Source organism: Pseudochelatococcus sp. B33 (assembly GCF_053570585.1).
Genome location: NZ_JBSEFH010000020.1, coordinates 99259 through 121253, shown reverse-complemented (window position 1 = coordinate 121253; position 21995 = coordinate 99259). Strand labels below are relative to the sequence as shown.

Annotated in this window: 19 protein-coding genes; 15 read left to right on the top strand and 4 right to left on the bottom strand. The window is 66.8% G+C overall.

The genetic code is table 11. The annotated features are described in order from the left end of the window. The coding region (locus tag ACUSIJ_RS21145; protein ID WP_449310401.1) for a hypothetical protein at positions 1–251 on the bottom strand (251 nt) is incomplete at its 3' end. Between the two features lie 630 nt (positions 252–881). Between ACUSIJ_RS21145 and ACUSIJ_RS21140 the strand changes: the two genes are divergently transcribed. The 7 genes from ACUSIJ_RS21140 to ptsN all read left to right on the top strand — a co-directional run bounded on the left by ACUSIJ_RS21140 (position 882) and on the right by ptsN (position 7106). After that, positions 882–1496 carry a ribonuclease D gene (locus ACUSIJ_RS21140; protein ID WP_449310400.1) on the top strand — a complete coding sequence of 205 codons (615 nt, stop codon included), beginning with the start codon at positions 882–884 and terminating at the stop codon, positions 1494–1496. A gap of 115 nt (positions 1497–1611) precedes the next feature. Next, positions 1612–2319 (top strand): LPS export ABC transporter periplasmic protein LptC, encoded by a 708-nt coding sequence (lptC, locus tag ACUSIJ_RS21135; protein ID WP_449310399.1) that lies wholly within the window; start codon positions 1612–1614, stop codon positions 2317–2319. A 29-nt stretch (positions 2320–2348) separates the two neighbouring features. Next, positions 2349–3005: an LptA/OstA family protein gene (locus ACUSIJ_RS21130; protein WP_449310398.1), complete on the top strand. Its 657-nt coding sequence runs from the start codon at positions 2349–2351 to the stop codon at positions 3003–3005. Positions 3006–3033: 28 nt separating this feature from the next. Further along, positions 3034–3894 (top strand): LPS export ABC transporter ATP-binding protein, encoded by an 861-nt coding sequence (gene lptB, locus ACUSIJ_RS21125; protein WP_449310396.1) that lies wholly within the window; start codon positions 3034–3036, stop codon positions 3892–3894. Positions 3895–4093: 199 nt separating this feature from the next. Next, entirely contained in the window at positions 4094–5656 is a 1563-nt protein-coding gene (rpoN, locus tag ACUSIJ_RS21120; RefSeq protein WP_449310395.1) for an RNA polymerase factor sigma-54, read from the top strand. A gap of 149 nt (positions 5657–5805) precedes the next feature. After that, on the top strand, positions 5806–6423 hold the full coding sequence (gene hpf / locus ACUSIJ_RS21115) for a ribosome hibernation-promoting factor, HPF/YfiA family (RefSeq protein ID WP_449310394.1): 618 nt from the start codon (positions 5806–5808) through the stop codon (positions 6421–6423). 188 nt (positions 6424–6611) lie between these two features. Continuing rightward, a complete protein-coding gene (gene ptsN, locus ACUSIJ_RS21110) occupies positions 6612–7106 on the top strand; it encodes a PTS IIA-like nitrogen regulatory protein PtsN (protein WP_449310393.1) in 495 nt (164 codons plus the stop codon). 106 nt (positions 7107–7212) lie between these two features. On the opposite strand, the gene ACUSIJ_RS21105 is transcribed toward ptsN, so the two are convergent. Continuing rightward, positions 7213–7926, bottom strand: coding sequence for a hypothetical protein (locus tag ACUSIJ_RS21105; protein WP_449310392.1), 714 nt, complete (start codon positions 7924–7926; stop codon positions 7213–7215). Positions 7927–8286: 360 nt separating this feature from the next. On the opposite strand from ACUSIJ_RS21105, the gene ACUSIJ_RS21100 reads away from it, so the two are divergent. The 4 genes from ACUSIJ_RS21100 to ACUSIJ_RS21085 all read left to right on the top strand — a co-directional run bounded on the left by ACUSIJ_RS21100 (position 8287) and on the right by ACUSIJ_RS21085 (position 12420). Next, positions 8287–9237: a Bug family tripartite tricarboxylate transporter substrate binding protein gene (locus ACUSIJ_RS21100; RefSeq protein ID WP_449310391.1), complete on the top strand. Its 951-nt coding sequence runs from the start codon at positions 8287–8289 to the stop codon at positions 9235–9237. Beyond that, positions 9234–9740 (top strand): tripartite tricarboxylate transporter TctB family protein, encoded by a 507-nt coding sequence (locus ACUSIJ_RS21095; RefSeq protein WP_449310390.1) that lies wholly within the window; start codon positions 9234–9236, stop codon positions 9738–9740. The genes ACUSIJ_RS21100 and ACUSIJ_RS21095 overlap by 4 nt, the downstream gene beginning before the upstream one ends. A gap of 37 nt (positions 9741–9777) precedes the next feature. Continuing rightward, positions 9778–11295: a tripartite tricarboxylate transporter permease gene (locus ACUSIJ_RS21090; RefSeq protein ID WP_449310389.1), complete on the top strand. Its 1518-nt coding sequence runs from the start codon at positions 9778–9780 to the stop codon at positions 11293–11295. 282 nt (positions 11296–11577) lie between these two features. After that, positions 11578–12420 carry an NADPH-dependent oxidoreductase gene (locus ACUSIJ_RS21085; RefSeq protein ID WP_449310388.1) on the top strand — a complete coding sequence of 281 codons (843 nt, stop codon included), beginning with the start codon at positions 11578–11580 and terminating at the stop codon, positions 12418–12420. 24 nt (positions 12421–12444) lie between these two features. Here ACUSIJ_RS21085 and ACUSIJ_RS21080 read toward each other — a convergent pair whose 3' ends face one another. Beyond that, complete coding sequence (locus ACUSIJ_RS21080; RefSeq protein ID WP_449310387.1) at positions 12445–13533, bottom strand: enoyl-CoA hydratase/isomerase family protein; 1089 nt, start codon at positions 13531–13533, stop codon at positions 12445–12447. Between the two features lie 271 nt (positions 13534–13804). Here ACUSIJ_RS21080 and zigA point away from each other — a divergent pair, with 271 nt between their 5' ends. Together zigA and ACUSIJ_RS21070 are read left to right on the top strand one after the other, a co-directional pair. Beyond that, positions 13805–15043: a zinc metallochaperone GTPase ZigA gene (gene zigA / locus ACUSIJ_RS21075; protein ID WP_449310386.1), complete on the top strand. Its 1239-nt coding sequence runs from the start codon at positions 13805–13807 to the stop codon at positions 15041–15043. Between the two features lie 132 nt (positions 15044–15175). Further along, a complete protein-coding gene (locus ACUSIJ_RS21070; RefSeq protein ID WP_449310385.1) occupies positions 15176–15910 on the top strand; it encodes an META domain-containing protein in 735 nt (244 codons plus the stop codon). Between the two features lie 58 nt (positions 15911–15968). Here the strand turns inward: ACUSIJ_RS21070 and clpB are convergent, their stop codons facing one another. Then, the gene (clpB, locus tag ACUSIJ_RS21065) at positions 15969–18584 is read right to left on the bottom strand and encodes an ATP-dependent chaperone ClpB (protein ID WP_449310384.1); all 2616 of its coding nucleotides are present in this window, start codon (positions 18582–18584) and stop codon (positions 15969–15971) included. A 360-nt stretch (positions 18585–18944) separates the two neighbouring features. On the opposite strand from clpB, the gene ACUSIJ_RS21060 reads away from it, so the two are divergent. Together ACUSIJ_RS21060 and ACUSIJ_RS21055 are read left to right on the top strand one after the other, a co-directional pair. Then, positions 18945–20069, top strand: a complete 1125-nt coding sequence (locus ACUSIJ_RS21060) for a polyamine ABC transporter substrate-binding protein (protein WP_449310383.1) — start codon at positions 18945–18947, stop codon at positions 20067–20069. A gap of 754 nt (positions 20070–20823) precedes the next feature. After that, positions 20824–21954 (top strand): type III PLP-dependent enzyme, encoded by a 1131-nt coding sequence (locus tag ACUSIJ_RS21055; protein WP_449310382.1) that lies wholly within the window; start codon positions 20824–20826, stop codon positions 21952–21954. Positions 21955–21995: the final 41 nt, after the last annotated feature.

Below are 21995 nucleotides of genomic sequence, written 5' to 3'. Positions count from 1 at the left end.
GGTTTCCCCCCCCCCCCCCCCCCCCCCCCCCCCCGCAGCTCCTCCAGCGACGCCGCGAGGGCCTCGGCGCCGGCTTCGACCCGTCGCTCCAGCACCTCGAGGCGGGTATCGGCCATGGTGCCGCTCAGCGCCCCTGTCGCGGGCTCCAGAGCGGTGCGGTGGGGCGCGGCGTCGAGCGCCGGCACGCGGAAAGCCGCCGCCTCGCGCCGCAGGGTGGCGAGCAATTGGTCAATGGGAAGTTGATCCGTCATATGTCCCACAAACGCTAGAGGCCGCCATGGCCGGATCGGATGGGCCGGCCCGTGAGCCGGGATGAAGTCCGCCGCTCTTCACGATTGCAAGGGACCATCGCAGGCATCCCCTCCCACCGGCGGATCGAACCGATGGACGCAGGAGCGCAGCCGGGAACCCGAGGCCGATATCGCGACCAGCATATGGATACCGGAAGTTTTCACCTTGGCAACCTGATGACACAAAATGCAGCATAGATGGAACAGCGCATATTCATACCCGCTCCTCGAATTCACACGTATTTATCGCGCATATACGACGACTCGTTCTGCTTTTCGTTTGCATTGACGGATAACATCGCCATCTGACTTGTTCAATCCGCGCCGGCGGCGAAATCACCGCACCGGCGGGCGGGAGCGGCCATGCGCCCTTCCGCCGCGCGCCTTCTTGCCCGCCGCCGCCGCGGGTGCTACAGCAGGGGCATTCGTCGTGAAACGCTTTCCCGCAGCATTTGCTTGTACCGGCGCCTTTCCCCGCGAGGCCAGTTCCCCGATCGAGGCAAGGCGGCGTCGCCCGGATGAGATGAGCCCCACCGGCCTCGTTCGGACAGCCCTGCGGAGGCAGGGTATGGATCGAGCAAGGACGCTGACATGACCATCAGGCTACACCGGGGCGATCTGCCCGCCGACATCGACTTTGGCGCTTCGGTCGCCGTCGACACCGAGACGCTGGGGCTCAATCCCCATCGCGACAGGCTGTGCGTGGTGCAGCTTTCGGGCGGCGACGGGTCCGCCGAGGTGGTGCAGATCCTGCGCGGCGGGCCGCGCCCGGAAAACCTGCTGCGCATCCTGGGCGACGAGCGGGTGCTCAAGATCTTCCACTTCGCCCGCTTCGATCTCGCGGTGCTCTATCATACGTTCGGCGTCATGCCCCGGCCGGTCTATTGCACCAAGATCGCCTCCAAGCTCGCGCGCACCTATACCGACCGCCACGGCCTGAAGGACAACCTGCGGGAACTGATCGGCGTCGAGATATCCAAGCAGCAGCAGTCCTCCGACTGGGCGGCGGAGACGCTCTCCGACGCCCAGCTCGCCTACGCGGCGTCCGACGTGCTGCACCTGCACGCCCTCAAGCAGAAGCTCGACGCCATGCTCGCCCGCGAGGACCGCACCGACATCGCCGGGGCGTGCTTCGAATTCCTGCCCACCCGCGCCCGGCTCGATCTCGCCGGCTGGGCGGAGAGCGACATCTTCGCTCATCTGTGATCGGCGAGCGGACAGCCGTTCGGCGGCTTACACCGATTAGCTACTTGGAAGCGGGGCCTGCGCAGATTATATCTACCTCCTCACGGACCGCGCCCGAACCGAGTACGGAAGCCAGTTGACAGACGCCGATCATACGCCTGCCGGCCACTATCCCGCCGATCGCGCGCCGCGACGCCCGGCGACGGCGGATTTGCCGGTCGCGGGCATTTCTCCCGCCGCCTATCGCGCCGCGCTGCGCCATTCCGCGCGCGTGCGGACGCTGAAGCGCGTCATCCCCCTCGCCGCTCTCGCCGCCGTCGTGATCGTTGCCGCCATCGGCATCCTGGAGCCGCTGCGCAGCATCGGCGGCCTCAGCCTGGGGCCTGTGTCCCTGTCCGGGTCCAAGATCACCATGGACGCGCCGAAACTGTCCGGCTTCCGCGACGGCACGCAGCCCTACGAGGTCACGGCCGCCTCCGCCTCGCAGGACGTGAAGAATCCCGCCATCGTCGAGCTCAACGAGATCTCCGGCCACGTGCAGCTCGACGGCGGCGGCCAGGCCCGGATCAACGCCACAAGCGGCGTCTACGATTCGCAGAGCGAGCACCTGAAGCTCTCCGGCGACGTCCGCGTGCGCACCGACAGCGGCTACGACGTGCGGCTTTCCTCCGCCTCGGTCGACTTCAAGGGCGGCCGCGTGGTCTCCGACGAACCGGTCGTGGTAAGGATCTCGGAGGGGACGATTTCGGCGGACAGGCTCGACATTTCGGACAATGGCAAGCATATCGTCTTTGAAGGCAGGGTGCGCACCGTTCTCGACAGCGGCGCCGAAGCCCAGCGCTGACGGGCGGGCGAAACAGGATGGGACGAATCATGCTGCAGGCGGCATCGGAGCGGTGTTTCTGGGGTCGGTGTTTCTGGAGAGCGGGCGTCGCCGCCGTGCTGATCGCGGCGGGAGCCTTGGTGGAGAGCGCTCTGGTGCAGGGCGCCCTGATGGAAGGCGCCTTCGTGCAGAGCGCCCGGGCGCAGAACGTGACCCCGGTCAGCCCGCCGCTCGGAGCGCTCGGCTCCGGCAAGGACCCGATCAAGATCGACGCCGACCGGCTCGACGTGTTCGACACCGAAAAGCGCGCCACCTTCACCGGCAACGTCGTCGCCGTGCAGGGCGAGACCACGCTGCGCTGCTCGGCGCTCAACGTGTTCTACGAGCAGAGCGCCACCGGCGCGTCCGGCGCGCCGCAGGCCGCCCAGACGGACGGCGACAACAACATCCGCAAGCTCGACTGCCAGGGGCCCGTCACCGTGGTGTCGGGTGCCCAGACCGCCACCGGCCAACATGCGGTCTTCGACCGGATAAGCAACACGGTGACGCTGACCGGCAACGTCATCCTCAGCCAGGACAAGAACGTCCAGCAGTGCGACCGCATCGTCTACAACCTGGATACCAGCATCGCCAACTGCATCGCGAAGCCGGGCGGGCGGGTGCAGGGGGTCTTCGTGCCGGGCAGCGGCAACGCGCCCGGTCGCTGACGCGTCCGCCCGTTCCGATCCGCACACCATGGTGACGCCCTTGCCGCCTTACCACAGCCTCGACGAAATCGCCGGCACCTTCGCCTCCGACCCCGGATTCGCCGCGCCTCCCTCCGCTGCGGACGGGCGGGCGGGCGGCGGGGTGCGCCGGGACGGGCGCCCGCAGGCGGGCGTGCTCGCGGTGGACGGGTTGCAGAAGAGCTATCGCGGCCGCACCGTGGTGCAGGGCGCGGGTCTCCACGTGCGCAAGGGCGAGGCAGTGGGGCTGCTCGGCCCCAACGGCGCCGGCAAGACCACGATCTTCTACATGATCACCGGCCTCGTTGCCGCGGACCTCGGCACCATCACGCTGGAGGGCCACGACATCACCCGCCTGCCGATGTACCGGCGGGCGCGCCTCGGCATCGGCTACCTGCCGCAGGAAGCCTCCATCTTCCGCGGCCTCAGCGTCGAGGACAACCTGCGGGCGGTGCTCGAGGTGGTGGAGCCGGGCCGCAAGGAGCGCGAGAAGAAGCTCGACGCCCTGCTGGAGGAGTTCGATATCGCGCGGCTGCGCAAGGTGCCGTCCATCGCGCTCTCCGGCGGCGAGCGGCGGCGCTGCGAGATCGCCCGCGCGCTCGCCGGCAACCCCACCTTCATGCTGCTCGACGAGCCCTTCGCCGGCATCGACCCCATCGCGGTGGGCGACATCCAGAACCTCGTCCGCCACCTGACACGGCGCGGCATCGGTGTGCTGATCACCGATCACAACGTGCGCGAGACGCTCGGCCTCATCGACCGCGCCTATATCATCCACTCCGGCCGCGTGTTGATGGAAGGCACGCCGGCGGAGATCATCGCCAACCCCGATGTGCGCCGGCTCTATCTCGGCGAAGATTTCCAGCTTTGACGTGGCGCCGCAAAGGCGCTAATAAAGGGTGGAAGCACCTGCAAGCAAGAAACGTGCCGGCAGGCTGGCGCCGTTCGGCTCCCGGGCGCCCGATCGGGATGCACGACGCGTCGAAGCGTCTTCGCGATCCGTCCCGGACAGAGCGAGATCGGACGGAAGCGGGGAACCGGACACAGAAATCAGGCGGGGGGATCGCGCGATGGGACTTTCCCACCGGTTGGAGTTGCGCCAGAGCCAGTCGCTGGCAATGACGCCGCAATTGCTGCAGGCCATCCGCCTGCTGCAGCTCTCGCATCTCGAGCTCGCCGCCCATGTCGAGGCGGAGATCGAGCGTAATCCCCTGCTGGAATATACCGACGGCGGCGAGGAAGGCGGCGAGCAGCCGGCCGAAGCCGCGAATGGCGCACGGCAGGCCGGCGGGGAAGACGAGATCCGCGACTGGTCGCCGGCCGAGCCGCAACTGGAGCGCGAATCCATCGAGGCGGATTTCGGCACCTCCTTCGACAACCTGTTTCAGGACGACGCCGCCACCCTCTCCGCCCCGCGCAGCGAGCCGAGCGCCGCGGACGAGGGGCTGATGGTGTCGTCGGCCCCGCCCCATTCCGGCGGGGGCCACCACGATCATGACGATGCGCCCGACATCGAGGCGACGCTCGCCGCCGATGTGTCGCTCTACGATCACCTCGCCGCCCAGCTCGACCTCGCCACCACCGATCCGCAGCAGCGGCTGATCGGACGCTTCCTCATCGACGCCGTCGACGGCGCCGGCTATCTGACGGAAACGACGGCCGACGTCGCCTCCCGCCTCGGGGTGGCGGAGGCCGCCGTGGCCCAGGTGCTCGCCATGGTCCAGGGGTTCGAGCCCACGGGTGTCGGCGCGCGCGACCTCGCCGAGTGCCTCGCCCTGCAATTGCGCGAGCGCGACCGTTTCGATCCGGCCATGCAGGCGCTCGTCGCCAATCTGGCGCTCGTCGCCCGTCACGATCACGCGGCGTTGCGCCGGCTGTGCGGCGTCGACCAGGAGGATCTCGCCGAGATGCTGGCCGAGCTGCGGCGGCTCGATCCCAAGCCCGCGCGCGCCTTCGGGGCGGAGCCGGCACAGACGCTCGCCCCCGACGTCTTCGTGCGCAAGGCGCGCGACGGCGGCTTCATCGTCGAGCTCAACGACGACACCCTGCCGCGGGTGCTGCTCAACCGCGCCTATCATGCGAGGCTGATGACGGGCGTGCGTTCCGACGCCGATCGGGTCTTCCTGTCCGAATGCCTGCAAAGCGGCGACTGGCTGACACGCAGCCTGGAGCAGCGCGCGCGCACCGTGCTGAAGGTCGCGACAGAGATCGTGCGCCTGCAGGAAGGCTTCTTCAGCTTCGGCGCGTCGCACCTGCGCCCGCTCAACCTGAAGACCATCGCCGACGCCATCGGCATGCACGAATCGACCGTCTCGCGCGTGACCGCCAACAAGGCCATCGGCTGCGAGCGTGGCGTGTTTCCGATGAAGTACTTCTTCTCCGCCGCTGTCACCGCCACGAACGGGAACGAGGCGCATGCGGCGGAAGCCGTCCGCCACCGCATCCGGCAGCTGATAGCGGCGGAAACATCGCCGCAGGAGGTGCTGTCCGACGACGCGCTCGTGCGCAGGCTGCACGACGAGGGCGTCGACGTCGCCCGGCGCACCGTTGCCAAATACCGGGAATCGCTGCGCATCCCCTCGTCCGTCGAGCGCCGGCGGGCGTTCGCGGCCAAGGCCGTTCAGGCTGGATAAGCCCTCTGTCACGAAACAAATAAAGCTGGTCGACGTTTGTTCGTCGACTTAAGCTCTATGGGCGCGCCTGGTCTATGGGCGCGCCGGCGTCGTCTGCAAGGACGCCGGCGCCGTTGTCGCCCGCGGCGCGTGAATGGAAGGAGATGGGAATGCCTTTGCGGATAACCGGAAAGAACATCGATATCGGCGACGCTCTGCGCGGGCAGATCGAGGCGCGGGTGACCGCGGCGATTGCCAAATATCTCGACACCGGCTACTCCGGCCATGTGGTCGTGGAGAAGGAAGGCAGCGGCTTTCGCACGGTCGGCGTGCTGCACCTCAACACCGGCATCACGCTGGAGGCCACGGGTGTGGCGCCCGATGCCTATGCCGCCTTCGACCAGACCGCCGAGCGCTTCGAGCGCCGCCTGCGCCGGCACAGCCGCCGGCTGAAGGAGCGCGCCCAGCCCGGATCGGACGATCTCGCCCATCACCCCGTGGCGGAGGCGGACGAGGTCCGCGCCGAGGAGGTCCGCGCCTACGTGATCGAGGCGCCGCAGGAGGAGGCGGAGGTCGACGAGACGTTCCATCCGGTCATCGTCGCGGAAAATATTGCCGCTCTCCACCGCTTTTCGGTCAGTCAGGCGGTTGTCGAACTTGACCTGACAGGGGCTCCCGTAGTTGTGTTCAGACATGCTGGCAGTGGCCGGGTAAATGTCGTATACCGCCGTCACGATGGAACCATCGGCTGGATCGACCCGCCGGACGGTTCCGACAATCGGGGCTGAATGAAGGCCGCCCCCCCGGGGCGGCGGACATCCGGCCCGCGTGTTGAGCGAGCGTCGGTCGCCTGTTCGCGGAACGGGCGCTCGACGCTCAAGTCTGTGGTAGATTGCTTGGCCCAGGAAGTGCGCCGTGCTGTGCGTTCTGTGGGCATGCACCGAAGGAGCGACTCGCGCTTGCGCGTGTTCGAGACATGCCCCTGACCGATATCCTCACACCCGACGCCATCGTGCCGTCTCTGAAGGCGAGCGGCAAGAAGCAGGCGTTGCAGGAGATCGCGGCCAGAGCCGCCCAACTCACCGGCCTCGACGAGCGCGAGATCTACGAGACGCTGCTGCAGCGCGAGCGTCTCGGCTCGACCGGCATCGGCGACGGCATTGCCATTCCCCACGGCAAGCCGGCGCGCATCGACCGCCTGTTCGGTCTGTTCGCGCGGCTGGAAAAGCCGATCGACTACGAGGCCATCGACGGCCAGCCGGTCGATATCGTCTTCCTGCTGCTGGCGCCGGAGGCGGCGGGCGCGGACCATCTCAAGGCGCTCGCCCGGGTGGCGCGCCTCTTGCGCGAGCCCGGCAACCTCGACCGCCTGCGCTCGGCGCGCGACGCGGCGGCGATCTACGCCATCCTGACCCACGACGGGCCTGTATCGGGGCCGGGCGCGGACGGCGGCAAGGCGGCGGCGGGCTGAATTTTTTCGCGATCGATCGACCGACCGAATGAGAATGGCGCCGGAGAGATCCGGCGCCATGGGTTTTCTTTGCGGGAATTGCGTTCACACCGCCGGTTGAGACAGGTTACATGAGCTCGACGCCCTGCTCCTCATCGTCCACCAGCACATCATCGCTCACACGTTGATACCCGCTGCGCTCCGGCGCGTTGCAAAGCTCGACGATTTTGGTCACCGGTGCCCCGATCGGCAATGTGGCAATCCCCACCGCCGCACCGACCCCGCCAAGAAGGAAATCACCGACAGCCCCGCCAATATCCGCGCCTGTCCCTATGAACGCCAACAAATAGTCGTTGCCGGGATCCTTATTATGGATGCTCCATATAATGGGAACCGCGCAGAAACTGCCCGCAGCGACGCCCAAAGCAACGACGAAGCCGCCGACGGCGCCAAGGATCCTGCCGATGAACTCGCCGAGAGCGGCAAACTTCTCGGCCACCGTATCGATCCAGCACAAGATACGGTCGGCGACATCGGCGGCCTTGTGCCAGAGAGCTGAGCGTTCTTTGCGGGGGCCTTCTTGAAGGGACAAATTACTGACGTTGTTAGACGACAAGCGCTGATGCTCTGCTTCGTCCACGAAAATGTTGTCATAGGGAACGGGTTGCGGTTCACCCCCGCCCAGCCTACCTGGCTCGGTGAACCGTTCTGAAGACGTCGACTGGACAGGAGGAACAAAGCTTCCTTGCAGCGGCGACAGAGAATTTGTCATGGCACAATATCCTTTTGCAATCAAAATAAAATAGTCAAAAATAAACGCACGTGAAAAACCACCTGCCATGTTTCATAATATCATGGTCCGGCAGGAGAGCAATGTTTTTCTTGAGACGCATAAAGTAACGCCAAATCCGTTGCTGTGCCTTGCCGCAGCCGTTGCATGCCGACCGCGCCGCCGCGCCTGTTATGACGGAGCGGTACTGCCGGACGGCGTCGGGAATCTCCTGCCTGATTGCGCGCGGCGGCGCATGACCTTCCCCATGCCGGCAGCGCACCGCGGGTCGGTTCTCCTTGCCCATTCCCCGTGTCGACAACGCCCGGAAAGAATCCTATGATTTTCTCAAGGCTGCCAAAAATCAGACGAGCAGCCCGAAATAACCGGTCCACGATAGCGGGCCCAGAAAAACCGGTCCTGGAGGAAACGATGAGGAAGCTGTTTTTCGCCGCCGCGTTTGCGGGGGTTGCAGGCATGAGCGGCGCGGCGGCCGCTACCGATTACACCATCATCGCGCCCGCAAGCCCCGGCGGCGGCTGGGACCAGACGGCGCGCACGCTCCAGGCCACACTGCAGGAGACGGGCATCTCGCCGAAGGTGCAGGTCGTCAACGTGCCCGGCGCGGGCGGCGCCATCGGCCTTGCGCAGTTTGCCAACCAGTCCAGGGGCAACCCGGCGTCGCTGCTTGTCGGCGGCTATGTGATGGTCGGCGCCCTCCTCACCAACAAGTCGCCGGTGACGCTCGCCGACGTGACGCCCATCGCCCGCCTCACCGGCGAGGCACTGGCGATCGTCGTGCCGGTCAATTCGACGATCAAGACCGTCGACGACCTCGTGGAGAAGCTGAAGGCCGATCCCGGCTCGGTCTCGTGGGCCGGCGGCTCGGCGGGCGGGGCGGACCACATCGCGGCGGGCCTGTTCGCCAAGGCGGTCGGAGTCGATCCCACGAAGGTCAACTACGTCGCCTTCTCCGGCGGCGGCGAGGCGCTCGCCGCCATTCTCGGCGGGCAGGTGACCGTCGGCATCTCAGGCGTTGCCGAGTTCGCGCCGCAGGTCGAGGCGGACAAGCTGCGGCTCCTCGCGGTGTCGGGCGAGAACCAGGTCGAGGGCCTCGACGCGCCGACGCTGCGCGAGGCGGGCGTCGACATGGCGCTGGAGAACTGGCGCATGATCGCCGCCGCCCCTGGCATCACGCCGGAGCAGAAGGCCGCGATCAGCGACGACATCGCCAAGCTCGTCGCTTCGCAGCAATGGCAGGATGCGCTCAAACAGCGCGGCTGGGCCGACACCTATCTCGCCGGCGAGGCGTTCGACAAGCAGCTCGCCGAGGATATCACCGCGACCGAGGCCATCCTGAAAGACATCGGTCTGGTGCAATGAGCACCGGCACACCGACCGGGCCGGAGCGGCGGGATGCACAGCCGCGCCGCCCCGACATCGCGGCGCTTGCGGTGGCGGTGATGCTCGTCGGCCTTGCCGCGCTGGTCTTCTGGTCGACGTCGCGCATGGGGGCGGTGGCGCAATATGCCCGCATCGGCCCCACCGTGTTTCCCTACACGGTCGCGGCGGGGCTGGCGGTGCTGGCGCTGGCGACGGCGGTCGCCGCATGGCGCGGCGACTTTCCGGAGCGCGAGACCGACCACTACGGCCCCGTGGCCTGGATCACCGGCGGGCTCGTCGCCCAGATGCTGCTCCTGAACACCGCCGGCTTCTCGGTGGCGACGGGCGTGCTGTTCGCCGCGACCGCGCGCGGGTTCGGACGCGGGCCGCTGTGGAAGACGATTCCCATCGGCGTCGTCTTCGCCTTCGTGATCTGGTTCGCCTTCTCGCGCGGGCTGAACCTGACCATCCCGGAAGGTCCGCTGGAGCGGCTCGTTCCTTGACATTCCGTCGTCCGTCGTTCAAATCGGGGCATCCGCCATGGACACGCTCAGCCTGCTCGCCAACGGCCTGCTGGTGGCGCTCACGCCGCTCAACCTGTTCTATGCCTTCGTCGGCGTGACCATCGGCACGGCGGTGGGCGTGTTGCCGGGCATCGGCCCGGCGCTCACGGTGGCGCTGCTGCTGCCGGTCACGTATCAGCTCGACCCCGCCGGCTCGCTGATCATGTTCGCCGGCATCTACTACGGCGGCATGTACGGCGGCTCGACGACCTCGATCCTGCTCAACACGCCGGGCGAGAGCGCGTCGATCATCACGGCGCTCGAGGGCAACAAGATGGCCCGCAAGGGCCGCGGCGGGCCGGCGCTCGCCACCGCCGCCATCGGCTCCTTCGTCGCGGGGCTCCTGGCGACGCTGGGGCTCGCGCTCATCGCGCCGTGGGTGGTGGAGTTCGCGCTGTCCTTCGGGCCGGCGGACTATTTCGCACTGATGGTGCTCGCCTTCATCACCGTCTCGGCCGCCTTCGGCGACTCGGCGCTGCGCGGCATCACGGCGCTGTTTCTGGGCCTGACGCTCGGCCTCGTCGGCATCGACCTGCAGACAGGCCAGGCGCGACTGACCTTCGGCCTTCCCGACCTGCTCGACGGCGTGGAGGTGACGACGCTCGCCGTCGCGCTCTTCGCCATCGGCGAGACCTTCAAGACCGCCGCCTCCCCTTCCGCCGTCGCCGAGAAGGTGGAAGCCGTCAAGGGGTCCGTCTGGATGAGCAAGGAGGACTGGAAGCGCTCGTGGGTGCCGTGGCTGCGCGGCACGGCCATCGGCTTTCCCATCGGCGCCATGCCGGCGGGCGGGGCGGACGTGGCGAGCTTCCTCTCCTACAGCGCCGAGAAGAGCTTCGCCCGCCGGCCCGAGGAATTCGGCGAAGGCGCCATCGAGGGCGTCGCCGGGCCGGAGGCGGCCAACAACGCCTCGGCCGCCGGCACGCTGGTGCCGCTGCTGACGCTCGGTCTGCCGACAACGGCCACCGCCGCGATCATGCTGGCGGGCTTCCAGCAGTTCGGCCTGCAGCCGGGGCCGCTGCTGTTCGCCAACAATCCCGATCTCGTCTGGGGCCTGATCGCGAGCCTGCTCGTCGCCAACCTGATGCTGCTGGTGCTGAACCTGCCCTTGATCGGGCTTTGGGTGCGGCTCCTGACCATTCCGAAGCCGTGGCTCTACGGCGGCATCCTGGTGTTCGCGACGCTCGGCACCATCGGCGCCAACCCTTCCGTGTTCGAGCTCGCCATGCTGCTCGCCTTCGGCCTGCTCGGCTACGGACTGCGCCGCTTCGGCTATCCGGTCGCGCCGGTGGTGGTGGGGCTCATCCTGGGGCCGATGGCGGAACAGCAGTTGCGCCGCGCGCTCGCCATCAGCCAGGGCGATGCCGGCATTCTCGTCGCCTCGCCCGTCGCCATCGTGCTCTACGCCGTCGCGGCCGTCGCGCTGCTGGTGCCGATGATCATGCGGCTGCGCGGCCGCGGCAAGCTGCTCGGCCAGCTCGCCACCGACGAGGACTGAAAGGCGAACAAAACAGAAGTAATTCTATCTTTTTTATATTTTTTATTGATGCATCCGGCGACCTTCCCCATACTGGCGGCGAAGGCGGGGGCGCAGGTCTGCGTGTGCGAGCGCGTGACAAAATGCCGCTCCCGCTGGAGCGCGTTCCGATCGGATGAAATCATCCGATCGATAAGAATTCGCTCAAAATCAAAAAGTCAGAGCATGTCAGCGTTTCCGTGAAACGATGACATGCTCTGATTATGATATGACTCGGGCAAGCAACAGGGAAGACGACAGACGATGAGCGTGACCCGGACCGAAACGGCTGACGACGGTATTTCCACCCTGCTTTCCGCGCGCTACGGGCAGGCGAAGCCCGACGCGGTGCTGGCGAGCGCCGTCATCGAGCAGGCGCTCGCGCATCGCTCGGTGCGCGCGTTCACCGCCGATCCGCTGCCCGAGGGCGTGCTGGAGACGCTGGTAGCGGCGGCGCAGTCGGCTTCGTCGTCCTCGAACCTCCAGCTGTGGAGCGTGGTCGCGGTCGACGATCCCGCCCACAAGTCGGAGCTGGCGACACTGGCCAACGATCAGGCGTTCATCCGGCAGGCGCCGCTGTTCCTGGTCTGGCTCGCGGATCTGTCGCGCACGCGCGCCATCGGCGCGGCGCAGAACGTCACCGTCGAGGGCACGGACTTTCTCGAATCGCTGCTGCTCGGTGTGATCGACGCGGCGCTGGCGGCGCAGAACGCCGTGCTGGCGCTCGAATCGCTGGGCCTCGGGACGGTCTATGTCGGCGCGATCCGCGACCACGTGCTGGACGTGGCGCAAAGCCTGAAGCTGCCCTCCTATGTGTTCCCGGTGTTCGGCCTCGCGGTCGGCTATCCCGATCCCGCCAACCTGGCTTCCATCAAGCCGCGCCTGCCGCAGGCGGCGGTACTGCACCGCGACACCTACGACGCCGCGCGGACGGCTCCCGCCGCGGCGGCCTACGATACGATCCTCGACGGGTTCTGGCGCGGGCAGTCGCTGGAGCACCCGGTATGGACGCAGCACGTCTTGCGCCGGCTTGCGAGCGCCCGGGCGCTGCGGGGCCGCGACCGGCTGCGCGAGCATGCCCATACGCTCGGTTTTCCGCTGCGCTGATTCCGACGACGCCGTCGGTCGCGCTCAGGAAAAGACTCTCTCGGGCGCGGGAGCGAAGTAGCGTTCGAGGCTTTCCTCGGTCACCTCGTCGAGCGTCGCCGGCCGCCAGCGCGGATTGCGGTCCTTGTCGACGATCGCCGCGCGCACGCCCTCGTAGAACTCGTGCCCGCCCAGCACCGCCACGCCCGCGGCGTATTCGCGCTCCACCGTCTGCTCATAGGCGGTGTCGTCGCGGGCGATGCGCAGCAGCTTCAGCGCCAGCTTGAGGCTCGTCGGCGAGCGGGTGCGCAGGGTCGCGAGTGTCCTGGCGGCAAAGTCGGTGTCGGACTCCACGAGCGCGGCGAAAATCTCCTCCACCGTGTCAAAGCCGAAAGCGGCATTGATCTCGGCCTCGTTCTGCTGCACCGGCCCGGGCTCGACGGCGCGAGCGAAAGCGGCGATGGCGGCGCCGACCCGCGCGCCGCCAGCATCCGCAGGCAATTCCGACAGCGCCGCGGCCAGTTCCGGCAGCGCGGCAGAGGGCACAAAAGTGTCCGCCAGCCCGGCGTGGATGGCGTCGGCGGCGCCGATCTGCTCGCCGGTGAGGGCGAGGTAGGTGCCGATCTCGCTCGCACCGCCGCCGGCGCGGCCGCGAGACAGCAGCCAGGTGCCGCCGACATCCGGGAAGAAGCCGATACCCGTCTCCGGCATGGCGAGCCGCGTTCGCTCGGTGACGACCCGGTGGCTGCCGTGCGCCGACAGGCCCACGCCGCCGCCCATGGTGATCAGATCCATGAAGGCGACATAGGGCTTCGGATAGCGCCTGATGCGGGCGTTGACGACATATTCCTCGCGCCAGAAGGTGCGGCCCACTTCGGTGTCCTGCGGCCCGCCGTCATAGAGGGCGCGGATGTCGCCGCCAGCGCAGAAGGCGCGCTCGCCCTCGCCGGTGATCAGCGCCGCCGCCACGCCCACATCCGCCTCGAACCGGTCGAGCGCGCCGGCGATGTCGCGCACCATGTCGATGGTGAGGCTGTTGAGGGCCTTGGGGCGGTTGAGATGAATGCGTCCGAGCGTTCCCGAGCGGCCGGTCTGCACGAGAGCATCAGCCTGATTGTTGTCTGTGAAAGGCATGTCAGGGTCCGTTTATGGCGTTTCGGTTGTCAATGACTGTCTTTGTCGGTGGGCGCCACCGAAGGCGGACGTTCGCCGGCGCCTGCTTGCATGTAGCCGACTGCACATGGCACGGATCGACGCCCGCGCCTATGGGGAAATCCGCAGAATCGGCTTGGAATTGTGCCAAACGGCCATTGTTGCGTCACCCCCGCCGCAAACGACCGGATTGACGAAACCGATTTGGAGGATTTAAATTATGCAACGATATAACATTTCATTGGAGAATATAATGCTGGATGACATACGGGGCGACGGGCGGCTGCCCGTCACTGTTCTGTCGGGGTTTCTGGGTGCTGGCAAGACGACGCTTCTCAACCACATTCTGAACAACCGCGAAGGCCGCCGCGTCGCGGTGATCGTCAACGACATGAGCGAGGTCAACATCGACGCCGATCTCGTGCGCGACGGCGGCGCCAACCTGTCGCGCACCGAGGAGAAACTCGTGGAAATGACCAACGGGTGCATCTGCTGCACCCTGCGCGACGATCTGCTCGCGGAGGTGCACCGCCTCAGCCGCGAGGGGCGTTTCGACTATCTGCTGATCGAGGGCACCGGCATCGCCGAGCCCCTGCCGGTCGCCAGCACCTTCTCCTTCCGCGACGAGAACGGCGACAGCCTGTCGGATATCGCGCGCCTCGACACGATGGTGACGGTGGTGGACGCCGCGAGCCTGCTGCGCGATTACGGCTCCAACGATTTCCTGCGCGACCGGGGCGAGAGCAACGGCGAGGCGGACGCGCGCACCATCGTCGACCTGCTGGTCGAGCAGATCGAATTCGCCGATGTCATCGTGCTCAACAAGGCATCCGAGGTTCCGCCGCAGCAACTGGCGCTGGTGCGCGGCGTGGTGAAGTCGCTCAACGCCGACGCGCGGATCGTGGAGACCGATTTCGGCCGCGTGCCGCTCGACCAGGTGCTCGACACCGGCCTCTTTAGCGAAGAGAGGGCGCAAGAGCACCCGCTCTGGTTCAAGGAGCTCTACGGCTTCGCCGATCACGTCCCCGAGACCGAGGAATACGGCATCGCGAGCTTCGTCTACCGTGCGCGCCGCCCGTTCCATCCCGAGAAGTTCGACGCCTTCATCAAGCGCACGTGGCCGGGCCTGATCCGGGCCAAGGGGCATTTCTGGCTCGCCACCCGCCCGCGCTGGGTGGGTGAATTCTCGCTCGCGGGCGCGATCGCACGGGTCACCGCCATGGGCTACTGGTGGGCGGCGATCCCGAAGCGGCACTGGCCGGATCATCCCGAATGGCGGGCGAACTTCCGCCGCCACTGGGACGAGGTGTGGGGAGACCGGCGGCAGGAGCTGGTGTTCATCGGCAGTGGCATGGACGAGGCCGCCATGCGTGCCGCCCTCGACGCCTGCCTCGTCGGCCCGGCTGACGCGGCGGCTTTCGAGCTGTACCGCTACCGGGACCTGCCGGACCCGTTCCCGCGCTGGGGCCAGAACGAATCGGACGCCGCCTGACGGCCGGACCGCCGCGCCGAGCCGGTGCGGCGGTCACAAGATCTTCACATTGCTATCATTCTATATTATCGTTCTGTCAGATACGCTGAATATTGGCCCATCACTATATTTTGGCACCCAACGAGGGGCACCATGTTGACATCCATTTCCCGCATCGCGTCCGTCGTCGCGCTCGCCGCCGCGCCGGAATTCGCCCACCTCGCCCGGGCCCAGGAACCGCCGGACACCCCGCACGGCGCGTGGGTCGTGGTGAAGATCGGCGGGGAGGACCCGACAAACGGCAGCCTGATCATTCTCGAATTGCACGCCGACGGCTCGGTCAGCGGAAGCGGCGGCTGCAACCGTTTCCGCAGCACGTTCGAATTCGCGCGCGACACCATCCGATTCGACCGCGTCGCCGGCACCATGATGGCGTGTTCCCCTGCCCTCATGGCCCAGGAGCAGCGCTTCTACAAGGCGCTTGAGGACGCGAGAGCCTGGAGACGCACCGACGGCAAGCTCGAGCTGTTCGACAGTTCGGGAACGGCGCTCGCCCGCTTCACGGCCCAGTCGCGTTCCGCGACAATCACCATCGAGGTGCCGCACGCGCTCAAGGTCGATCGCAGCAGGCTGACCTACGATTGCGCCGGCACGCCGGTCGAGGTGGAATATTTCAACGCCGGCGGCACCTCGCTCGCCACGCTGTCGCTCAGGGGCGAGTTCGTCGTCGCCGCCAACGTCATCGCCGCCTCGGGCGCGCGATACGCGGGCGAGCGCCTCATCTGGTGGACGAAGGGCGACAAGGCCGATCTTTACGACCTGACGAAGAGCGAGGACACTCCGGTTTCCTGCGAGGTCACCGGCGGGGCAAAGCCCGTCAGGCAATAGCCTTCCCCTTGCAAAGAACCGGAGAGCGGATGCCGCTCCCCGGTTTCTTATCGCTATGTCAGTTCAGCGCGGCATTGGGCGGGCGCTCGGTCGAGACCGCCACGTCGCCGATGACGAGCCCGAGCGGCCCCGCGGTGACGGGCACCGTCTCGCCGTCCTTGATCTTGCCGGCGAGGATGAGCTCCGCCAGCGGGTCCTGCACGTTCTTCTGGATCACACGCTTCAGCGGCCGGGCACCGTAGGCCGGATCGTAGCCGCGCGCGGCGAGCCAGTCGCGGGCATTGGCGTCGACATCGAGCGTGATCTTGCGCTCCTCCAGGAGCCGCGCCAGACGGCCGAGCTGGATATCGACGATGGCCCCCATCTGCTCGCGCTTGAGGCGGTGGAACAGGATGATCTCGTCGATGCGGTTCAGGAACTCCGGCCGGAAATGGCTGCGCACCACGGCGAGCACCTCGTCGCGCACGGCGTCCGAATCCTCGCCCTCCTTCTGCAGCACCAGGAACTCGGCGCCGAGGTTCGACGTCATGACGATCAGCGTGTTGCGGAAATCGACCGTGCGGCCCTGCCCGTCGGTGAGCCGGCCGTCGTCGAGCACCTGCAGGAGCACGTTGAACACGTCCGGGTGCGCCTTCTCGATCTCGTCGAAGAGCACGACCTGATAGGGCCTGCGGCGCACCGCCTCGGTGAGCGCGCCGCCCTCCTCATAGCCGACATAACCGGGAGGCGCGCCGATGAGCCGGGCGACCGAGTGCTTTTCCATGTATTCCGACATGTCGATGCGCACCATCGCCGTCTCGTCGTCGAACAGGAAGGCGGCGAGCGCCTTGGTCAGCTCAGTCTTGCCGACGCCGGTCGGGCCGAGGAACATGAACGAGCCGATGGGGCGGTTGGGGTCCTGCAACCCGGCGCGCGCACGCCGCACCGCGGTGGAGACGGCGATGACCGCTTCCTCCTGGCCGACCACGCGCTTGCCGAGCTGCTCCTCCATCCTGAGGAGCTTTTCGCGCTCGCCCTCCAGCATGCGGTCGACGGGCACGCCTGTCCAGCGTGAGACGACCTGCGCCACGTTGTCGGGCGTCACCTCCTCGCGCACGGTGCTGGCCTGGCCGTCATGCGACTCGATCTCCTGCAGCTCCTTTTCGAGGCCGGGGATGATGCCGTAGGCGAGTTCGCCGGCGCGCTGGTACTGACCCTGGCGCTGGGCGATGGCGAGCTCGTTGCGCGCTTCGTCGAGCTGCTTCTTGAGCTCGGCTGCGCGGCCGAGCTTGTCTTTCTCCGCCTGCCATTTCGCGGTCAGTGCCGAGGAGCGCTCCTCCAGCTCGACCAGCTCCTTCTCGAGGCGCACCAGCCTGTCCTTGGAGGCGGCGTCCTGCTCCTTCTTGAGCGCCTCGGCCTCGATCTTCAGGCGCACGATCTCGCGGTCGACGGAATCGAGTTCCTCGGGCTTCGAATCCACCTGCATCCGCAGCCGCGCCGCCGCCTCGTCGATGAGGTCGATGGCCTTGTCGGGCAGGAAACGGTCGGTGATGTAGCGGTTCGACAGCGTCGTCGCGGCGACAAGCGCCGAATCCTGGATGCGCACGCCGTGGTGCTGCTCGTACTTCTCCTTGAGGCCGCGCAGGATCGATACCGTGTCCTCGACGGTGGGCTCGGAGACGAACACCGGCTGGAAGCGCCGCGCCAGCGCCGGGTCCTTCTCGACATGCTTGCGGTATTCGTCGAGCGTCGTTGCGCCGACGCAGTGCAGCTCGCCGCGCGCCAGTGCGGGCTTGAGCAGGTTGGAGGCGTCCATCGCCCCGTCCGCCTTGCCGGCGCCGACGAGCGTGTGCATCTCGTCGATGAACAGGATGATGTTGCCCTCGGCCGCCTGCACCTCGGAGAGGACGCCCTTGAGGCGTTCCTCGAACTCGCCGCGATACTTCGCGCCGGCGATCAGCGCGCCCATGTCGAGCGCGAGCAACTGCTTGTCCTTGAGGCTTTCCGGCACGTCGCCGTTGACGATGCGCAGCGCCAGCCCCTCGACGATGGCCGTCTTGCCGACGCCCGGCTCGCCGATCAGCACCGGGTTGTTCTTAGTCCGGCGCGACAGCACCTGGATGGTGCGGCGGATCTCCTCGTCGCGACCGATGACCGGGTCGAGCTTGCCCTCGCGGGCGGCGGCGGTGAGGTCGCGGGCGTATTTCTTGAGCGCGTCATAGGCGTTTTCGGCCGAGGCGTTGTCGGCGGTGCGGCCCTTGCGCAGCGCCTCGATGGCGGTATTGAGGCTCTGCGCCGTCACCCCCGCCTGCGCCAGCGCCTTGCCCGCTTCCGTATCCTTCTCCACGGCGAGCGCCAGCAGCAGCCGCTCGACCGTGACATAGGAATCGCCCGCCTTGTCGGCGGCCTTCTCGGCGGTGTCGAACACGCGCGCGAGGCCGGGGGCGAGGTAGATCTGCCCCGATCCGCCCTGCACCTTCGGCAGCTTGGCGAGCGCCTGTTCGGTCAACTGAAGCGCGAGCCGCGACTGGCCGCCGGCGCGTTCGATGAGGCCGGAGGCAAGCCCCTCGTTGTCGTCGAGCAGCACCTTCAGCAGATGCTCGGGGGTGAACTGCTGGTGGTTCTCGCGCAGCGCCAGCGACTGGGCCGATTGCAGGAAGCCTTTCACCCGGTCGGTGTATTTATCGATGTTCATTCGTCGCTCCTCTCGGCAACGCCTGCCGTCGAAAGCCCGACAGGGCGCCCCATTACAATTTTTCCGCGCAATGCCCCATCTGGCAACAATGCTGCGGAAATTCCCTGATCCGCGTCAAGCGGTCAGCATGGTTCATGTAGGTGTTGCAGGGGGGTAACAACAAGGGGCCGTGGCACGCAGGCCGGACATCGGACCGTCCTAATTTTCGTGCATGAAGGGCAGATGCATTCGGACCGGAATTTCCGTATGGTGCGTGCCGAGACCCGGAGCGAAACGTGGTTCCCTGGCAGGGAGAGGTTCTTCGGCCGGACGCGGTTTCGGGTCGACGCCCTGTCAGTCACTTCCTCGCGTTACAGGAGAATGCGGGACATGATCCGTGCCATCGCTTCACAAGTGGGCGCCTGCCTTGCCAGCGCCTCGGTCGCCGTGCTGCTCGTCACCGGCCCTGCCGACGCGCAGCAGAAGACGGTCCACGTCTACAACTGGTCGGACTACATCGACACCAGCGTCCTCGACGAATTCACCAAGGAAACCGGCATCAAGGTCGTCTACGACACCTACGACAACAACGAAATCGTCGAGACCAAGCTGTTGACGGGCAAGTCGGGCTACGACATCGTCGTGCCCTCGGGGCCGTTCCTCGAACGCCTGATCAAGGCCGGCGTGTTCCAGAAGATCGAGGCGGACAAGATCCCCAACGCCAAGAACCTGTGGCCGGAAATCGCCGAGCGCCTGCAGGCCTTCGACCCCGACAACCAATATGCCATCAACTACATGTGGGGCACCACGGGGGTCGGCGTGAACGTCGCCAAGGTGCGCGAGCGCCTCGGGCCGGATGCCGTGCTCAACACATGGGAGCTGGTGCTCAATCCGGAGATCGCCGAAAAGCTCAAGGACTGCGGCATCTACATGCTCGACTCCCCGGAGGATCTGTTCCCCGGCGTCCTCAACTTCCTGGGCCTGCACCCGGATTCCAAGGACGCCAAGGACCTCCAGCAGGCCGCGGACGCGCTGACGAAGGTGCGCCCCTTCATCCAGAAGTTCCACTCGTCGGAATACATCAACGCGCTCGCCAACGGCGACATCTGCGTCGCCGTTGGCTATTCGGGCGACATCCTGCAGGCCGCGACGCGCGCCGAGGAAGCCGGCAACGGCGTCGAGATCTCCTATCAGGTGCCGCGCGAGGGCGCGCTGATGTGGTTCGACAGCTTCGCCATCCCCGCCGACGCGCCCCACCCGGAGGAAGCGCGCGCCTTCATCGACTTCCTCAACCGGCCGGAGATCGCCGCGCGGAACGCCAGCTTCGTGTCCTACGCCAGCGGCAACCGCGCCGCGACGCCCCTCGTCGACCCGGCGGTGCGCGACAACCCCGGCATCTACCCGGACGAGGAGACATTGGGGCGCCTGTTCACCAACACCGCTTACGACGACCGCACCCAGCGCACCGTCACCCGGCTGTGGACCCGCATCAAGACCGGCCGCTGACCCCGGCCCCAGCGACGACCGACAGACCGCGCCAGGCACCAGCCCCGGCGCGGTTTTTTGATCGCGCCGACCATTGATGAGCCGGATAATCCATAATATACTGCAGCATGTTGCTTGATGATCGATATGCGGCGGACAGCCGCGCCGACACCGTCCGCCTCAATAATCATCATCGGAATGGCGTGATTTATCATGCGCCATGCGCATGGCGGAAATGCAACACCTTGATGGTTTCCGCAGCAAAATGACCGCCGCAGTGCTTGAGAATCAGGCACGAAAACCTTATACATACGCTTGCCCAATTTCGCACGTGCCTGTGGTCGCGTGCCGGTTGGCGGGTTACCGGACAAGAGGCCGGTTTTCTCGCCCGGGGGCGCGGGGATGTCCGTTCCCGCGTTCTCTGAACGGACCGGCAGCCGGAGGCGAAACCGGCCCACCCTGCTCTCCCGCAGGGGACGTGACTTAAAGCAACGACGGAACGGGCTTTTTTGGTCTCTGCCAACTTTCCACAGGTTGGCCTGGATTACCGAAGAGGCTTGTCCATCATTGCCGGGCGTGCGGTCGGGGTTTCCCCTTCCAATCCAAGGCAGCCAGAAGGATCGACCGTCAGGGCGATCCGAGCGGATCAGATTTGCCTTCGTCTTGCGTCTCCACAGCGCATGGCGGGGAGCGGTCGCATCCGCGTCTAGCCGAGCGCCGATCCTTCCGGATCCCGCTCCCGACCTTAGATTGATCGCTTGAAGGGTTGATACTTATGACCGACCGCATTCGCGAATTCCTCCGCAACCGACGCGAAGACGGCCCGTGCCTCGTGGTCGATCTCGACGTCGTGCGCGAGAACTACCTTGCCTTCGCCCGCACGCTGCCCGACACGCGCGTGTTCTACGCGGTGAAGGCCAATCCGGCTCCGCAAGTGCTCTCGCTGCTCGCCTCGCTCGGCTCGTGCTTCGACACGGCCTCGGTGGCCGAGGTCGAGATGGCCCTTGCCGCCGGCGCCTCGCCCGACCGCATCTCCTTCGGCAACACCATCAAGAAGGAGCGCGACATCGCGCGCGCCTTCGCGCTCGGCATCCGCCTCTATGCGGTGGACTGCGAGGCGGAGGTCGAAAAAGTGGCGCGCGCCGCGCCCGGTTCGCGCGTGTTCTGTCGCATCCTGTGCGACGGCGCGGGCGCGGAATGGCCGCTCTCGCGCAAGTTCGGCTGCGACCCGTCGCTCGCCGTGAGCGTGCTCGAGCACGCCTACCGTCTCGGCCTCGAGGCCTACGGCGTGTCGTTCCATGTCGGTTCGCAGCAGCGCAACCCGCGGGCGTGGGATCAGGCGCTCGCCTCCTCGGCGAGCATCTTCCGCCAGTGCGCCGAGCGCGGCATCGGGCTGTCGATGGTCAATCTCGGCGGTGGTTTCCCGGCGAAGTATCTCAACGACATCCCGGCCGTCGAAGCCTATGGCGCGTCGATCCTGGATTCGTTGAGGGCGCATTTCGGCAACGCCATCCCGGAGACGATCATCGAGCCGGGCCGCGGCATGGTCGGCAACGCCGGCGTGATCGAGGCCGAGGTCGTGCTGGTGTCGCGCAAGAGCGAGAGCGACGAACTGCGCTGGGTCTATCTCGACATCGGCAAGTTCGGCGGTCTCGCCGAGACGATGGAGGAGGCGATCCGCTATCCGATCCGCACCACGCGCGACGGCGACACGACGGAAGACTGCATCCTCGCCGGCCCGACCTGCGATTCGGCCGACGTGCTCTATGAGAAGACGCCCTATCCGCTGCCGGTCAGCCTCGCCATTGGCGACAAGGTGCTGATCGAGGGCGCGGGCGCCTACACCACGACCTACTCGGCGGTCGCCTTCAATGGCTTCCCGCCGCTGAAGGCCTATCACATCTAAGCTTGCCGCGAACGTAGCCAATCGTTTTTCCGGCTGTCCGG

Bases quoted from the DNA above. Each gene is read 5' to 3' on its own strand.
- ACUSIJ_RS21080 (WP_449310387.1), bottom strand. From the start codon at position 13,533: ATGCCTTTCACAGACAACAATCAGGCTGATGCTCTCGTGCAGACCGGC.
- ACUSIJ_RS21055 (WP_449310382.1), top strand. From the start codon at position 20,824: ATGACCGACCGCATTCGCGAATTCCTCCGCAACCGACGCGAAGACGGC.
- ACUSIJ_RS21060 (WP_449310383.1), top strand. From the start codon at position 18,945: ATGCGGGACATGATCCGTGCCATCGCTTCACAAGTGGGCGCCTGCCTT.
- rpoN (WP_449310395.1), top strand. From the start codon at position 4,094: ATGGGACTTTCCCACCGGTTGGAGTTGCGCCAGAGCCAGTCGCTGGCA.
- ACUSIJ_RS21105 (WP_449310392.1), bottom strand. From the start codon at position 7,926: ATGGCAGGTGGTTTTTCACGTGCGTTTATTTTTGACTATTTTATTTTG.
- ACUSIJ_RS21090 (WP_449310389.1), top strand. From the start codon at position 9,778: ATGGACACGCTCAGCCTGCTCGCCAACGGCCTGCTGGTGGCGCTCACG.
- zigA (WP_449310386.1), top strand. From the start codon at position 13,805: ATGCTGGATGACATACGGGGCGACGGGCGGCTGCCCGTCACTGTTCTG.
- ACUSIJ_RS21085 (WP_449310388.1), top strand. From the start codon at position 11,578: ATGAGCGTGACCCGGACCGAAACGGCTGACGACGGTATTTCCACCCTG.
- lptB (WP_449310396.1), top strand. From the start codon at position 3,034: ATGGTGACGCCCTTGCCGCCTTACCACAGCCTCGACGAAATCGCCGGC.
- ACUSIJ_RS21070 (WP_449310385.1), top strand. From the start codon at position 15,176: ATGTTGACATCCATTTCCCGCATCGCGTCCGTCGTCGCGCTCGCCGCC.
- ACUSIJ_RS21095 (WP_449310390.1), top strand. From the start codon at position 9,234: ATGAGCACCGGCACACCGACCGGGCCGGAGCGGCGGGATGCACAGCCG.
- ptsN (WP_449310393.1), top strand. From the start codon at position 6,612: ATGCCCCTGACCGATATCCTCACACCCGACGCCATCGTGCCGTCTCTG.
- ACUSIJ_RS21140 (WP_449310400.1), top strand. From the start codon at position 882: ATGACCATCAGGCTACACCGGGGCGATCTGCCCGCCGACATCGACTTT.
- ACUSIJ_RS21130 (WP_449310398.1), top strand. From the start codon at position 2,349: ATGCTGCAGGCGGCATCGGAGCGGTGTTTCTGGGGTCGGTGTTTCTGG.
- hpf (WP_449310394.1), top strand. From the start codon at position 5,806: ATGCCTTTGCGGATAACCGGAAAGAACATCGATATCGGCGACGCTCTG.
- clpB (WP_449310384.1), bottom strand. From the start codon at position 18,584: ATGAACATCGATAAATACACCGACCGGGTGAAAGGCTTCCTGCAATCG.
- ACUSIJ_RS21100 (WP_449310391.1), top strand. From the start codon at position 8,287: ATGAGGAAGCTGTTTTTCGCCGCCGCGTTTGCGGGGGTTGCAGGCATG.